The following is a 14,103-nucleotide window of genomic DNA, read 5'->3' as shown; positions in this document are numbered from 1 at the left end:
AATTCTAAATCCATTTCCTCTAAAGAAAAACAATCAAAAAATTAGTTAGGATCACTTGTTTCACCGCTATTGATTTCCGTGCAAGACTTCGCTTTCCTCGGGCGGAAGGCAAGCCTCCTCGTCGCTAGCGCTCCTGCGGGGTCTTACCTATTCCGCTTTTCCCGTAGGAGTCTTCGTCTTGCACTCCAATCAATAGCTAGATTCTGCTATATACACTGAATATGCTTTTGCAATAGTAATTAAAGTCACGTTTCACCTAGGCTGTTATTCAGACGAGGACCATTATTTTTCATTTTTGTGATCCTTCTTAAAGGTGTGCCTTAGAAGAATGAGTCATTCACACAAAGTAAGAAAGAATAATTTTATTATTAACAGAAATCTGTCAATGCAACTAATAGAAAAAAAGTGGTGTAAACAATAGTGGACACTACAAGGTTATAGTGAAACAATTACGCTTGGAAAGTTGATTGGAGCGGAAGTTGCTCGACTCCTGCGGGAAACGCTGGATAGGTGAGACCCCACAGGGCTTTAGCCCGAGGAGGCTCACCGCCAGCCCCGCGGAAAGCGAGCAACTGGAGCGGAAATCAACCACTATTCATTTCATCCAAAAACAACAGTATTTACGTAAACAACTAAAGGATATATCCGAACGATTTAGAATTTCGATAATCGTTCGGATTTTTTTACGTCTTTTTTACTTGCGAAAAAAATTTTCATGGAAAAGTGAACGATTTTTTCTTTCTACCGTCTTATAGTTGGAAAAGGAAAGGGAGGAAGAAAAAATGAACGAATTACAACAATCGTTACAAGCAATCAATTGGGGACTTATCGCTCCTGTTATCGTTATTCAGCTCATTCTTATGGTGGTGGCAATGATCGATGTAATCCGAATAAAATCTACAAACGGCCCGAAATGGCTATGGGTATTAATCATCATTTTCATTAATATTATTGGACCGGTCATCTACTTCATCTTCGGAAGGAGACAGAATGGATGAATGTCTTGGAAGTATCGACTTTAGAAAAGAGGTATAAGGAAAAGCTTGCAGTGAAGGATATTTCCTTTCAGTTGAAAGGTGGGGCTTGTACTGCTTTGCTCGGGCCGAATGGTGCCGGCAAAACGACGACTTTAAATATGCTGGCAGGTTTAATTAAACCTACGGCGGGGATGATCATGGCTCCTGATTCCCCTGATGACATCCGTGAAATGATCGGGTATCTGCCTCAATATCCCGCCTTTTTTGAGTGGATGACCGGAAAGGAGTTCCTGATTTTCTCCGGTGAAATTTCAGGAATGAAGAAGGGGGACGCAGAGAGACGGACAGAAGAACTGATTGCTTTAGTCGGTTTGGAAGAAGGGAAGAATCGGAAGGTGGGTCAGTATTCTGGCGGAATGAAACAAAGGCTTGGAATCGCTCAGGCTCTCATTCATAAGCCTAAGCTCATCATCCTTGATGAGCCGGTATCAGCGCTTGATCCGTTCGGCAGAAGGGAAGTTCTTGACTTATTAAAGACGTTAAAGAAGGAAACGACCATTCTGTTCTCGACCCACATCTTAAATGATGCAGAACAAATTTGTGATGATGTCCTATTTCTCCATGAGGGCGTGCTGATTGAGCAAGGGGCGATCCAGGAAGTAAAGGCAAGGCACCATAAATTAAGGTTGACCTTGCATTTCAATGAGGATAGCCATGAATATACTCCAATCTTAAAGGGAAAAGAGTGGATTCATAATATGATGTCAGACGGGAAGCGGCTTTCCTTTGAGGTGGCTGATTTGGACCGGGACAGAGCCAGGATTTTTTCACTGATCACTGAGTATGGATGGGGTGTGACCAAATTTGAAAGCAGTGAACAAAGCCTGGAAGAGGTCTTCATGGAGGTGATGAAGAAATGAAAATCGGTTGGGTATTATTCAGAAAAGAAATGCTCGAGCTCATCCGTAATTATAAAATGATATGGATGCCCTTCATATTCATTCTTTTTGGTTTGACGGAACCTTTAACGGCCTATTATATGCCCGAAATATTACAATCGGTCGGGGACTTGCCAGACGGCACAGTCATATCCATACCGACCCCTTCGGCGGGTGAAGTACTGCTGTCCATCATGAATCAATTCAGCACCCTGGGTGTCCTGGTCATCGTATTGGGGTTCATGGGGACGGTGGCAGGGGAAAGGAAAAGCGGTAACGCAATATTGGTACTTGTGAAACCTGTTCCATATAATTCGTATATTTACTCCAAATGGTCGGCTGCATTCGTGTTGGTTTGGGTGTCATACAGCCTTGGGATGCTATCGGGATTGTATTATATACATCTATTATTTGATGGAATCGACTTACACATATTCATACAGGGTTTCCTGGTTTACGGCATGTGGCTGACCTTTATCATGACATTGGTGATTTTCTTCAGCAGCCTCGTACAAACGCCTGGTCTGGCTGCTTTTTATACAATCGCATCGACCATGCTGATCACCTTCTTCTCAGGATATATGACAAACACTTTAAAATGGTCGCCGGGGCAGTTGACCAGCTATGTAAATGATCTGATCCTACAGGACCGATGGACAGAAAATCTCTCAGGAACAATCTTCCTGACCCTGGCTATATGCCTGATCATCCTCATCCTCACCCCCACCCTCTCCAGAAAAAAAGAACTGAGCTGACGTCACATCGTCAGCTCTTTCCTGAAGAGGGACGGACCTCTTGGATGATGAGAAAAGGATTTCACAGATTAATGTCGAATGGTGGTAGAAGAAGGAGGATGATCCATGAAAGCCCCCCATTTTACTCATAAAGTAATCAAATTGATTCAACAAGCAGAAAGAATTGCTGAAAGACATCATCATAGAAGCATACAAAGTATTGATCTGTTCATTGGTGCTTCCCTCGTAAAGGAGGGCGCACTAAAAGAAATGCATTACCTCCTTGAACCGTACACAGATAAAATAGAAAGATTGATAGAAACCCTGACTCCTGAACCGTCTTCCGAGAATTGGATCGAACCTTTTTCCATGCCCCTATCTTTACATGCACACAGAATATGGACTTCATCGATTGATATCATGAAACGGTACAATCAAACTTTCCTGAATGAAGGACATATCATACAAGCATTTTTCTCACATATTCCTTCACATCCTCAGTTGGAACAAGTGTTGATGGAAATCCCGAAGAAACAGATCATTCAATCCGTCACCACGGCCAGAGATTTAACCGTTAATTTGTTGACGAATGATTGGATCAATAAAGAACTTAAAGGTGTTGTCATTAGTATGGTTCAACCAAACGAGAAAGAAGATTTTCTGTCCTGGGTGAAACATCAATTCGGTGAAAGATGGTTTGAAACACTAAGCGGTGCTTTTCAATCATCCTCTCCTTTCATCCCGATTTTGAAAGCAGAAGAGAAAGGGGAATTAGTCGGATTTGCAGCGTATGACGTATATATGAATAAGAAAGGGATATTCGGACCGATGGGTGTCATACCTGCCACCCGTCTTCATGGAGTAGGCAAACAGCTCCTGTACACTGCATTACATAGGATGAAAGAAAGAGGATACCTGTATGCCGTGTTAAAAGAAGCTGGTCCCATTGAATTTTACGAGAAGACGTGCGGGGCCAAATTGATCCCTTTGGATAATACCCGATGATCCATCGTGCAGGCGTCATCCTCATTGAAAATGGCAAGCTGGCGGTTATAAAAAGAATAAGGAATGGCTGTATATATTATGTGATTCCAGGGGGAGGTATGGAGGAAGGGGAAACCGAAATGGAAACGGCGGTCCGGGAAGCGAAGGAAGAAATGGGAATCAACGTCTCGGAACTGAAAATAGCGCTGACCTTCAAGCAGAATGATACACATTCCTATTATTTTGTGGGAAAATATAATGGCTTATTTGGCTCAGGAAAAGGTGAAGAATACGATTTTACCAGGGATAGAGGGAAATATATTCCCTGCTGGATCCCGATGGAGGAACTGGCCGGGAAAAAATTGTACCCTCTGGAAGTAAAGCGATTTCTATTACAGTAAAAGGCAGGTGGTCAAGAAGATGATGATAAATGAAACCGGACTCGTCCTCGAAGGTGGCGGCATGAGAGGAATATACACGGCGGGGGCACTGGAATTTTTCTTAGAGAACGGAATTGAATTCCCTTATGTCATCGGCGTATCGGCAGGTGCATGCAATGCCGCGTCTTATTTGTCCAAACAAAACGGCCGCAATAAAAAGGTGAATGTGGATTTCATCCGCGATCCCAAATATTTATCATGGCGGAACTACTGGAAAACGGGTGAATTATTCGGGATGGACTATGTCTTTGATGAAATACCGAATAAATTGGTCCCCTTCGATTATAAAGCCTTTCACTCCAACCGAACGGAATTTGTAGTCGGGACAACCGACTGTCAAACAGGAAAGCCAGCCTATTTCTCAAGGAAGGATTATGGAGAGGACCTTCTCACGATCATCCGCGCATCAAGCTCTCTTCCATTTGTGGCTCCGATTGTTGAATTTGCTTCCCGCCACCTCCTTGACGGGGGCATAAGCGATCCGGTTCCCATTGAAAAAGCCGAGCAGGACGGATTCAAAAAAAATGTGGTCATCCTCACCCGGAATAGGGGATATTATAAAAAGCCTTCAAGATTTTCGTTCCTGGTGAGAAGAAAATATCCTCAATATCCAGAGTTGCACAAAACGCTGATGAATCGCTATATGCGCTATAATCAAACGATTCAGGAGATTGAAGAAAAAGAAAAAAATGGAGAGGTATTGATCATCCAGCCTCAGCATCCACTCAAAGTAAGCCGGATTGAAAAAAATCCTCAAAAACTGGACGAATTGTACTGGCAGGGCTATCATGATGCAGAATCAAAATGGAAACAGTTAGTCGATTGGAACCGATCAGGGAAGCTGGTGCACTCATAAAACGTCAGGGATGAATAGAACCACTCCTTTGTGAAAGAGTGTTCTGTTCATTTCCCTCTGTTTTCCTGACAAATGGTCTTTTTACGGATTTTTCACATACATATGATAGAGATTCCTTGAAAGGACGAGCATTCTATGAACCTCTATCAAATATACAAAAATGAACAATATACGTTGCTTTTTAGAAGTGTCATGTATTTTCTCATTGGTGTAGGGATGCTTGTAGTGACACAGCAATTATATTATTTTCCCCTGCTGATCTTCATCCCGGCATTTTCAAATCTATATCTCAGCTATAGCCTGAAAAAGGAACTTAAGAAGGCAAACCGTCTGAATTATGAAAATATGCCCGTCTCCGAACATGCACTTGTAGGGGTCAATACAAAGGAAGGCTCCTATTATTTAAAAACGAACGGTTGGTCCCACTATTTTATTCAACGTACATCCATGATCAATAACCCAAAACAATATTTGTTTCACAGAAAGCACAAACTTCCGCTGTCATTTTCGAAATGGAGCAGAACCATAAAAATCGATCATCCTGAGAGAAGGATGATGTTTCAACTGAAATATCAAAGTGCCACCGCCATCGAATGGCAGAATGAAGGTGGGGACACGATCCTCATCTATAAAGGAAACAAGAGATGGATCTTGAACTATCAAGAAAAAAATTATCTATCCTTACAAAAAGGGTATCTCCCTCAAAGTGTTCAACGGCTGTTCGATTCCCACCACAGCTATGTATCATTTTACGAAACGTACAATGAGGATCTGGACTGGCTTCTGATCTTTCTTTGGTATGTAGACAGTGATTATTTTCTCACATCATAGTCAAGTCATTTGGGTACACTAACAAAGGAAGAATGTAACACGTATGAAAGACACATGCTTCTAATCATATAGAGGCATTTTTTTATCCCGTGATTTCATCGCCCTGTATTCTAAAAATTAGGACAAAAATCTTATTTTAGTTCTTCTTACATGATTTAATTTATGAAACTATGATAGAATAATGATAATCGAATAGGTTTCCTTCGGGGCAGGGTGAAATTCCCTACCGGCGGTGATGAGCAATTGCTCTTAGTCCGTGACCCGGCTAATACATATTAGACGGTGGATTTGGTGAAACTCCAAAGCCGACAGTGAAAGTCTGGATGGGAGAAGGAACGGCAGCATTTAGTGATACACAGGATAGGAGTCCGATAAGTGTTTATGGATGATTTTCCCTTTCTGAAATATCAGATTGAATGCTTTATTTAGTCATGCCAACTTCCCCCAAGTAAAACATTACTTGGGGTTTCTTTATTTCTGAATAGTATTGTTGATAGAAGGGAGGTACATTCATTGGATCATACCCATTATATGAAGCTTGCCATTTCAATGGCAGAAGCAACCCTTGGCCAGACCTCGCCTAACCCGGTGGTAGGATCTATAGTGGTCAAAAATGGAGAAATTGTCGGGATGGGTGCTCATCTCAAAGCGGGAGAAGGACATGCAGAAGTGAATGCCGTTAAAATGGCAGGAGATAAAGCGAAAGGAAGCGACATTTACGTTACCCTCGAGCCTTGTTCCCACTATGGGAAAACACCTCCATGCTCTCAAATGTTGATTTCAAGCGGCGTAAAGAGGGTTCATATCGCCACCCGGGATCCAAATCCCTTGGTGGCCGGGCGTGGCATTCAACAATTAAGGGATGCAGGCATTGAAGTAGTGGTGGGAGAGCTTGAAGAAGAAGCCCGGGAGCTGAATAAGCATTTTTTCCACTTCATTCAATATGGTACCCCATATGTCACGCTAAAAACAGCGGTTACACTAGATGGAAAAACCGCATCAGCTTCGGGAGACAGTAAGTGGATTACATCCGAAGCCTCAAGAACCGATGTCCACTATGATCGTCACAGGCATGACGCGATATTAGTAGGAGTGAATACGGTCATTCAAGACAACCCACACCTTACCACCCGTTTGCCCCAAGGTGGAAAAAACCCCATTCGAATTATATTAGATACTTATTTGCGTACACCGATCCACTCTCATGTCGTAGAGGATCTAGAAAGTAGAACCATCATATTTACAGGCAGTTCGGTCAAAGAAGAACAGAAGAAGCCCTATATCGATCGGGGATGCGAAGTCATTTCCCTAATCGATGAAAAGATTGGGATCCGAACCGTCCTTAAAGAACTGGGTTCCCGTAAGATAGCTTCCCTTTATGTAGAAGGTGGATCTACTATACATTCCGCTTTCTTAGAGGAAAGGGCTTTTGAGGAAATAATCATGTATATGGCTCCAAAGCTTGTTGGTGGAAGTGCTGCCTTCACGAGTTTTGGAGGAAAAGGATTTCCAACCATTGCAGAAGGATTGGAAATGGAGATTGCAAGCCTCGATCGTGTAGGACAGGATATCAAAATTGTCGCAAGGCCAAAAAGGGAATCTTTGTGAAAGGGGGAGAAAGATGTTTACTGGCATCATTGAAGAAATTGGAGCGATCGAACAGATGAAAAAGTCTTCCTCTTCCATGGAACTGACGATTGCAGCGAGCCGCATTCTCGAAGATATCCATATCGGGGACAGCATCAGTGTGAACGGGGTTTGTTTAACCGTCACCTCATTCAGCTCCAGCAGGTTTCAGGTTGATGTCATGCCTGAGACCTTTGAAGGGACCACCTTACGGACCCTTACCCGAGGTTCGGAAGTGAACCTGGAAAGAGCCATGGCGGCAAACGGACGCTTCGGCGGTCATTTTGTCAACGGCCATGTAGACGGGGTGGGTACCATCGTAAGAGTGGAGAAAGTGGAAAATGCATGGTATATGGATATCACCATCCCGGAATATCAGGGCCATTTGTTTATCATGAAGGGCTCGGTCGCAATTGACGGCACTTCCCTTACGGTGTTTGGTGTCAAAAATAATACCATTACGATTTCCCTCATCCCTCAAACGAGAGGGGACACGGTCCTTGGTGGAAAGAAAGTAGGGGACCTTGTCAATATTGAATGTGATGTAATGGCGAAATATTTTCATCGTTTCTATGAAGCAAAGGAACAGTCTAAGAGTACTTCAAGCAGCATCAGCTATGATTTTTTATCTCAAAACGGGTTCGCTGACTAAGAGGAGGGGTTGCCCCATGTTTAATAAGATCGAAGAAGCTCTGGAAGATTTACAGGCAGGCAAAGTCGTCATCGTGGTGGATGACGAAAATCGTGAAAATGAGGGAGATTTTATTGCCCTGGCGGATAAAGCGACTCCTGAAGTCATTAATTTTATGGCTAAAGAAGGGAGAGGCTTGATTTGTGCCCCTATTACGGAGGAAATAGCAACCAAATTGAAGCTTACGCCGATGACTATGTCGAATACAGACCCCCATGGCACGGCCTTTACCATATCAGTTGATCATAAATCCGCAACGACGGGGATAAGTGCATTTGAAAGATCGGCCACTATACAGGAATTATTGAACAAGAATTCAATTCCGGAGGACTTTAAACGTCCCGGACATGTATTTCCCCTTGTCGCCAAAAATGGCGGGGTTCTAAAGCGGGCAGGGCATACAGAGGCAGCCATCGATCTGGCTGTTCTGGCAGGTGCACAACCGTCCGGCGTCATCTGTGAAATCATGAATGAAGACGGAACGATGGCAAGGGTGCCTGAATTAATGAAGCTCGCTGAAAAATGGGATCTAAAGATCATTTCCATAGAAGATTTGATCAGGTATAGAAGAAAAAAAGAAATGCTTGTGACAAGGGAAGTGGAAATTGAGCTTCCAACCGAATTTGGAAACTTCAAAGCGGTTGCTTACACAGAAAATCTTACAGGAAAAGAGCATATCGCCCTTGTAAAAGGAGAATGGTCAGAGGGAGAGGATGTACTGGTGCGGGTACACTCCGAATGCCTGACAGGGGACGTTTTCGGTTCCAATCGGTGTGATTGTGGCCCTCAGCTCGCTACAGCCCTTACCCAGATTGAAGAAGAAGGCAAAGGTGTCCTGCTTTATATGAGGCAGGAGGGCCGTGGGATCGGATTAATAAACAAACTGAAGGCTTATAAGCTTCAGGAAGAAGGCTATGATACCGTGGAAGCCAATCAAAAACTGGGCTTCGGTGACGATTTAAGGGAATATGGAATCGGAGCGCAGATTCTGAGAGACTTAGGTATAACCAGGATGCGCCTATTGACCAATAACCCTAGAAAGATCGCCGGGATCAACGGATACGGTTTAGAAATTGCAGATCGGGTGCCGATCCAGATGCCTGCAAAATTCGAAAATGAAAAGTATTTAAAAACAAAGCACACTAAGCTCGGACATTTACTTAAATTTTAGGGGGAATTTACAATGAAAACCATTTATGAAGGAAATTTAGTAGGATCAGGTTTAAGAGTGGCCATCGTCGTCTCACGTTTTAATGAATTCATCACATCTAAGCTGCTTGGCGGAGCGGAAGATGCCTTGAAGCGACACGGTGTTGAAGAAGGGAATGTCTCCGTCACTTGGGTCCCGGGAGCATTTGAAATTCCCATGATCGCAAAAAAACTCGCGCGTTCGGGTAAATATGATGCCGTTGTAACTTTGGGAACGGTCATCCGTGGAGCAACCGCTCATTTTGAATACGTAAGCGGAGAGGTTGCAAAAGGAGTGGCCAATCTCAGCCTGCAGGAAGACGTACCGGTCATCTTCGGGGTCTTGACGACTGATACAATCGAACAGGCAATCGAAAGAGCCGGCACAAAAGCCGGGAACAAAGGATGGGAAGCGGCGGTTTCAGCCATCGAAATGGCCAATTTGATCCGTGAAATAGATAAATAAGAATTTGACGAGTCTCCTGCACTGGAGACTTGTTTTTTTTTGAGGGGACACCCCCCCACCAAAATACATATTGGCAAACGTCAGACCTTTTGCTAGAATAGTATTTTGTGGCTCCCCTTTATGAAGGGACGAGCGGGTAGGGAGAGGGCAGTTTTATAGGAAGATTATATGAAAGCACGTGGAGGTATTTTTCAGTTAAAGGATCACGGTACCACGATGAAACAGGAGATGATGGCAGGTGCGATCGGTTACTTTACGATTGTCTACATCATCGCTGTAAATGCTTTAATTCTTTCTGAAGCTGGAATTCCATTTGAAGGGGCAGTCATGGCAACGATACTTGCTTCCTTCGTTGGGTGTTTGGTGATGGCCTTTTGGGCAAATGCGCCGATCCTTCTGGTTCCAGGCATGGGAATTAATGCAATGTTTACATTCACCCTGGTGAAGTCGTCAGGCCTTTCGTGGCAGGAAGCATTAGCTGTCATAGTGATTTCAGGAATACTCTTTATGATCATTGCATTTACAAAGCTTTCCAAAGTATTATCGGAAGCCATCCCCAAAACATTAAAAGAAGCCATTACTGTAGGGTTAGGGATGTTTTTAATGTTTATCGGTCTTGAAAAAGGCGGCCTCATCCAAAGAGGTGACAGTGCCATCATCATGATCGGTGATTTTGGGGAGCTAAAGGTGTTGGCCACGGTGCTGACGTTCCTGGTGACGATTTTTCTTTTCATTCGCAATGTTAAAGGTCAATTTTTATGGAGTATCGCATTCGGTACACTGCTGGGATTCATCTTCGGTATTGAGCCTTCCATTCAGTCAAGCTCATTCCATCTGAGTGAATACAGTCAGGTATTCGGTCAAATATCATTTAGTGCCATTATGGAAATCCCGTTTTGGATTGCGGTTTTTTCTGTCACGATGGTGCTGGTATTTGAAAACATCGGTCTCGTTCATGGTCATACGGATATGATCGATCAACCGCATAAGTATTCTAAAGCCTTTCAAGCTAATGCTTTTTCCGCTTTCACCTCAGGGTTTTTCGGAACGAGTCCGACAGTCTCGACGGTGGAAAGTGCAGCAGCCATGACGGCAGGAGGCCGGACTGGATTGACAAGCTTGACTACGGGCGTTTTATTTTTGGGATCTGTGCTGTTCATTCCGTATTTAAAGTGGATTCCTGATCATGCCATCGCCCCGATTCTCATCATCATCGGCGGATTGATGATTCAAAATATACGACATATGGATCTTCGTGATCTGACAGAGGCGTTTCCCGCCATTTTCATCATTGCGATGATTCCGTTTACGTACAGTATCGCAGACGGAATCGCCATCGGCTTTATTCTGTATCCAGTATTAAAATTGGCTACAGGTAAGGCGCGGGAAGTTTCCATTCCTCTATATATCATCGCTGCGCTGTTTCTGATGAATTTCTTTGTTCATTCGATTCATTAAGGCGAACGTAAGCAAAAGAGGCCCCTCACATTGTGAGGGGCCTCTTTTGTTTGATTCGTACTACGGGGTACCCCTCCCTTATTTTACAACTAATGTCAAAATACATGGACTTTCCACATATTTCTTGTTACTATTAAAGAAAAAATATGAATCTTTTTAACTATTTTTCCGAATGTTGAACTGGAACGCAGGAGTGATGTTGATGGAAGTATTTGTTGCCCGGCAGCCAATTTTTAATCGTAATCAAGAAACGGTGGCGTATGAACTTCTCTACCGAAACAACGAAATCAATATGTTTCCATCCATTGACGGGGATCAGGCAACCGCAGATGTGATTATTAACAGCTATTTAAATATCGGGCTGGAGAGCCTTTCAGCAGGAAAGCCTTGTTTTATAAATTTTACAGAGAATCTTCTAAGATTGAGAGTCCCGACTTATTTTAATCCCAGGGAGATCGTTGTGGAGATTCTCGAGAGTGTGGTTCCAGGGCCTGATGTGCTGGCCGTGTGTCAGGAATTAAAAGAACTGGGGTATAAGATTGCCTTGGATGATTTTATATTCAATGAATACAATCCATATTTCAGGGAATTGATGAAACTGGCGGATTATGTGAAGGTGGATTTCATGAACACGACTGATACGGAGCGGGGAAGCATTGAGGTCCTTTCCCCTTTACTTGGCTTCAAGCTTCTTGCTGAGAAAGTGGAAGCAGAGGACCAGTATGAAGAAGCGCTGGCTAAGGGGTATCACTTTTTTCAGGGCTACTTCTTCAGTAAGCCGAAGATCATCGCCACTCAGGATGTCCCGACTTATTTCCATTCGTATTATACCATCATACAGAGCCTGGAAATGACGGAGCCGAACATTGAAAGAATCAGTCAATTGATCGAACAGGATCTTTCCCTATCCTATAAACTATTGAAATTGATCAACTCTCCCGCATACCGCCCGAGACATAAGATTCATTCCATCCGTCAGGCGATTGTACTATTAGGTCTAGTGGAGATCAAGAGATGGATCTACATTTTGGCGGTCAGGGAACAGGTGGGGAAGAAGAGACAATTGGACAATGAAGTGATTACATTATGTTTGACGAGGGCGAAGATGTGTGAGCTGCTGGCAGAAAAACACAACCGGCCATCCATTAAATCAAGTTACTTCCTGACGGGTATGTTTTCCTTGATGGATACGATTCTATCCATGCCGATCGAGCGCATCTTGATGGATTTACCTTTGAATGACGACATTTGCAATGCTTTGACGGGTTCACGTAATGACCTTAAGAAGATATTGGAACTCGTCCTCTCCATCGAACAGGCGAACTGGACAGAGATCGAATTGCAAATGACAGAATTGAAGTTAACCAAAAGGGAAGTGATGGAGAGTTATCATCATTCCTGCAAGTGGACGGAAGAGCTTCTGAATCATGAAGTAACCGAGATGGCATAATGCTACCAGACAGGTTTATAATCCCCCGGGATAAGATATTTTCTCTGGGGTTTGATATACCGTTTCAATTCCATGAGCAAGAGCCGCTGCAGTTGCTTTGAATAAATCTGACGCCCAACATCTGCAGGGAAAGGGTAGATTCCGATTGTATTAAAGCGCACCCGAAAGAGACCTTCATGGACGAGGTCTTTTTTTTCGTTGAAGATCCGGGCGAACACAGTCACATCCCTTGACTCAAATTCATCCCCCGCTTCTTCCACTTTATGGACCTGAAAACGAAAACGGTATTCTTCCTTCATCATCATCACCACTTCCATTGTCTCGAAATGACCAACATAATTCAACTATGAACATCCCTTATTTTTTGAAAATGAGGGGGTAGAGGATTGCGTAATGAGCTTGTTTGTGGCAAGCTAAGACTATTATGAATAGTTTACTAGTAAATTAGCGTGGAGGGATTCACGATGGACTTGAATCTAATAAAATGTCATGGCTCCGGAAATGACTTTTTACTTATTGATGAAATGACGAATGGATATGATTTTACTGAAGAAGCCAGACAAAATCTTGCCCTGGCCCTATGTGATCGTAAGTCGGCCTTCGGGGCAGATGGGATCTTGTTTGTATTATCAAGCGAAAATTGTGATGCCAGAATGCGGGTCTTCAACGCAGATGGTTCAGAGGCCTCGATGTGTGGAAACGGCCTGCGATGTGTCGGTCGCTATGTATGCGAGCTGTTGGACAAAGAGACCATCGTCGTTCAAACGATGAAGGCTGATCTTCGCGTATCTTCACAGGAATCCATTTTCGAAAACATCCCGACCTATAATGTTGAAATTTCCCCTGTCCTTTTTCAGCTGGATCAACTGCCAATGAACATCGATCGTGCAACGTTGGTGAATGAAAGCATCCCTGAAATTTCAGACCATTTGACCTTTTCTGCCCTGGCGGTGCCGAACCCCCATTTGATCAGTGTCGTCGGCACAGAGCATATCCTCTCGAACGAGCAGAAATCCATCGCTGAAACAGTGAATGGACCCAATAACCTGTTTCCTGATGGAGTCAATGTCAGTTTTGTGCATCCTCTGGAAAAAGGATCCATCTATGTTCGTACGTATGAAAGAGGTGTCGGTTTCACGAATGCATGTGGGACAGCCATGTCTGCTTCCAGTCTTGTAACATGCCTGCTTCAGCAGAATGAGTTCGGTCAGGAGATCGATGTATACAATAACGGTGGGAAAGTCCGTGTCGTCGTGAACGAATTGGGTGAAGGACGATACAACATGGAGTTGATTGGAAATGCAACGTATCTTTATCAATCCCAATTAGAATTGTCCCTTTCCCATCCAGAGCAGTATCATGAAGTATCAAGGCAGGAATTCACTGAAGAGGGCATGTATGAGCACTTACAGAACCATGCCAAGTCAATCGTCGAAAGCAAAGTGTTCATGAGCGCATAGATAA

The 14,103-nt window shown here is 43.6% G+C and carries 15 protein-coding genes and 1 riboswitch; of the genes, 14 read left to right on the top strand and 1 reads right to left on the bottom strand.

Annotated elements, in window-relative coordinates:
• Positions 1-782 precede the first annotated feature (782 nt).
• The 13 genes from M1J35_RS15615 (at position 783) to M1J35_RS15555 (ending at position 12,639) form a co-directional block, all read left to right on the top strand.
• Complete coding sequence (locus M1J35_RS15615) at positions 783-998, top strand: PLD nuclease N-terminal domain-containing protein (RefSeq protein ID WP_229592559.1); 216 nt, start codon at positions 783-785, stop codon at positions 996-998.
• The gene (locus M1J35_RS15610; protein WP_254651687.1) at positions 995-1,897 is read left to right on the top strand and encodes an ABC transporter ATP-binding protein; all 903 of its coding nucleotides are present in this window, start codon (positions 995-997) and stop codon (positions 1,895-1,897) included. Before M1J35_RS15615 ends, M1J35_RS15610 begins: the two co-directional genes overlap by 4 nt.
• Positions 1,894-2,670 carry an ABC transporter permease gene (locus M1J35_RS15605; RefSeq protein WP_254651686.1) on the top strand — a complete coding sequence of 259 codons (777 nt, stop codon included), beginning with the start codon at positions 1,894-1,896 and terminating at the stop codon, positions 2,668-2,670. The genes M1J35_RS15610 and M1J35_RS15605 overlap by 4 nt, the downstream gene beginning before the upstream one ends.
• A 105-nt stretch (positions 2,671-2,775) precedes the next feature.
• Positions 2,776-3,654: a GNAT family N-acetyltransferase gene (locus tag M1J35_RS15600; protein ID WP_254651685.1), complete on the top strand. Its 879-nt coding sequence runs from the start codon at positions 2,776-2,778 to the stop codon at positions 3,652-3,654.
• Positions 3,651-4,034, top strand: a complete 384-nt coding sequence (locus M1J35_RS15595; protein ID WP_254651684.1) for an NUDIX domain-containing protein — start codon at positions 3,651-3,653, stop codon at positions 4,032-4,034. The genes M1J35_RS15600 and M1J35_RS15595 overlap by 4 nt, the downstream gene beginning before the upstream one ends.
• 22 nt (positions 4,035-4,056) lie before the next feature.
• A complete protein-coding gene (locus tag M1J35_RS15590) occupies positions 4,057-4,929 on the top strand; it encodes a patatin-like phospholipase family protein (RefSeq protein WP_254653777.1) in 873 nt (290 codons plus the stop codon).
• Between the two features lie 135 nt (positions 4,930-5,064).
• Complete coding sequence (locus M1J35_RS15585) at positions 5,065-5,760, top strand: hypothetical protein (protein ID WP_254651683.1); 696 nt, start codon at positions 5,065-5,067, stop codon at positions 5,758-5,760.
• Positions 5,761-5,955: 195 nt separating this feature from the next.
• A riboswitch (FMN riboswitch) is annotated at positions 5,956-6,099 on the top strand.
• A gap of 174 nt (positions 6,100-6,273) precedes the next feature.
• On the top strand, positions 6,274-7,368 hold the full coding sequence (gene ribD, locus M1J35_RS15580) for a bifunctional diaminohydroxyphosphoribosylaminopyrimidine deaminase/5-amino-6-(5-phosphoribosylamino)uracil reductase RibD (protein WP_371928681.1): 1,095 nt from the start codon (positions 6,274-6,276) through the stop codon (positions 7,366-7,368).
• A 13-nt stretch (positions 7,369-7,381) separates the two neighbouring features.
• Positions 7,382-8,038: a riboflavin synthase gene (gene ribE, locus M1J35_RS15575; protein ID WP_254651682.1), complete on the top strand. Its 657-nt coding sequence runs from the start codon at positions 7,382-7,384 to the stop codon at positions 8,036-8,038.
• Positions 8,039-8,054: 16 nt separating this feature from the next.
• Positions 8,055-9,248, top strand: a complete 1,194-nt coding sequence (locus M1J35_RS15570) for a bifunctional 3,4-dihydroxy-2-butanone-4-phosphate synthase/GTP cyclohydrolase II (RefSeq protein ID WP_254651681.1) — start codon at positions 8,055-8,057, stop codon at positions 9,246-9,248.
• A 12-nt stretch (positions 9,249-9,260) separates the two neighbouring features.
• Positions 9,261-9,731: a 6,7-dimethyl-8-ribityllumazine synthase gene (gene ribE, locus M1J35_RS15565; protein ID WP_044336602.1), complete on the top strand. Its 471-nt coding sequence runs from the start codon at positions 9,261-9,263 to the stop codon at positions 9,729-9,731.
• Positions 9,732-9,899: 168 nt separating this feature from the next.
• Entirely contained in the window at positions 9,900-11,189 is a 1,290-nt protein-coding gene (locus M1J35_RS15560; RefSeq protein ID WP_159362127.1) for an NCS2 family permease, read from the top strand.
• Between the two features lie 202 nt (positions 11,190-11,391).
• Positions 11,392-12,639: an EAL and HDOD domain-containing protein gene (locus M1J35_RS15555; RefSeq protein ID WP_254651680.1), complete on the top strand. Its 1,248-nt coding sequence runs from the start codon at positions 11,392-11,394 to the stop codon at positions 12,637-12,639.
• A gap of 2 nt (positions 12,640-12,641) precedes the next feature.
• Here the strand turns inward: M1J35_RS15555 and M1J35_RS15550 are convergent, their stop codons facing one another.
• Positions 12,642-12,983, bottom strand: coding sequence for a hypothetical protein (locus M1J35_RS15550; RefSeq protein WP_254651679.1), 342 nt, complete (start codon positions 12,981-12,983; stop codon positions 12,642-12,644).
• Positions 12,984-13,103: 120 nt separating this feature from the next.
• On the opposite strand from M1J35_RS15550, the gene dapF reads away from it, so the two are divergent.
• Positions 13,104-14,099: a diaminopimelate epimerase gene (dapF, locus tag M1J35_RS15545; RefSeq protein WP_254651678.1), complete on the top strand. Its 996-nt coding sequence runs from the start codon at positions 13,104-13,106 to the stop codon at positions 14,097-14,099.
• Positions 14,100-14,103 lie beyond the last annotated feature (4 nt).

Origin of the sequence: Rossellomorea sp. KS-H15a, from assembly GCF_024195245.1 — a bacterium.
GTDB classification, from domain to species: Bacteria; Bacillota; Bacilli; order Bacillales; family Bacillaceae_B; genus Rossellomorea; species Rossellomorea vietnamensis.
The sequence above is the reverse complement of the archived record's forward strand: the minus strand, read 5'-3'. Positions and strand labels throughout refer to the sequence as shown.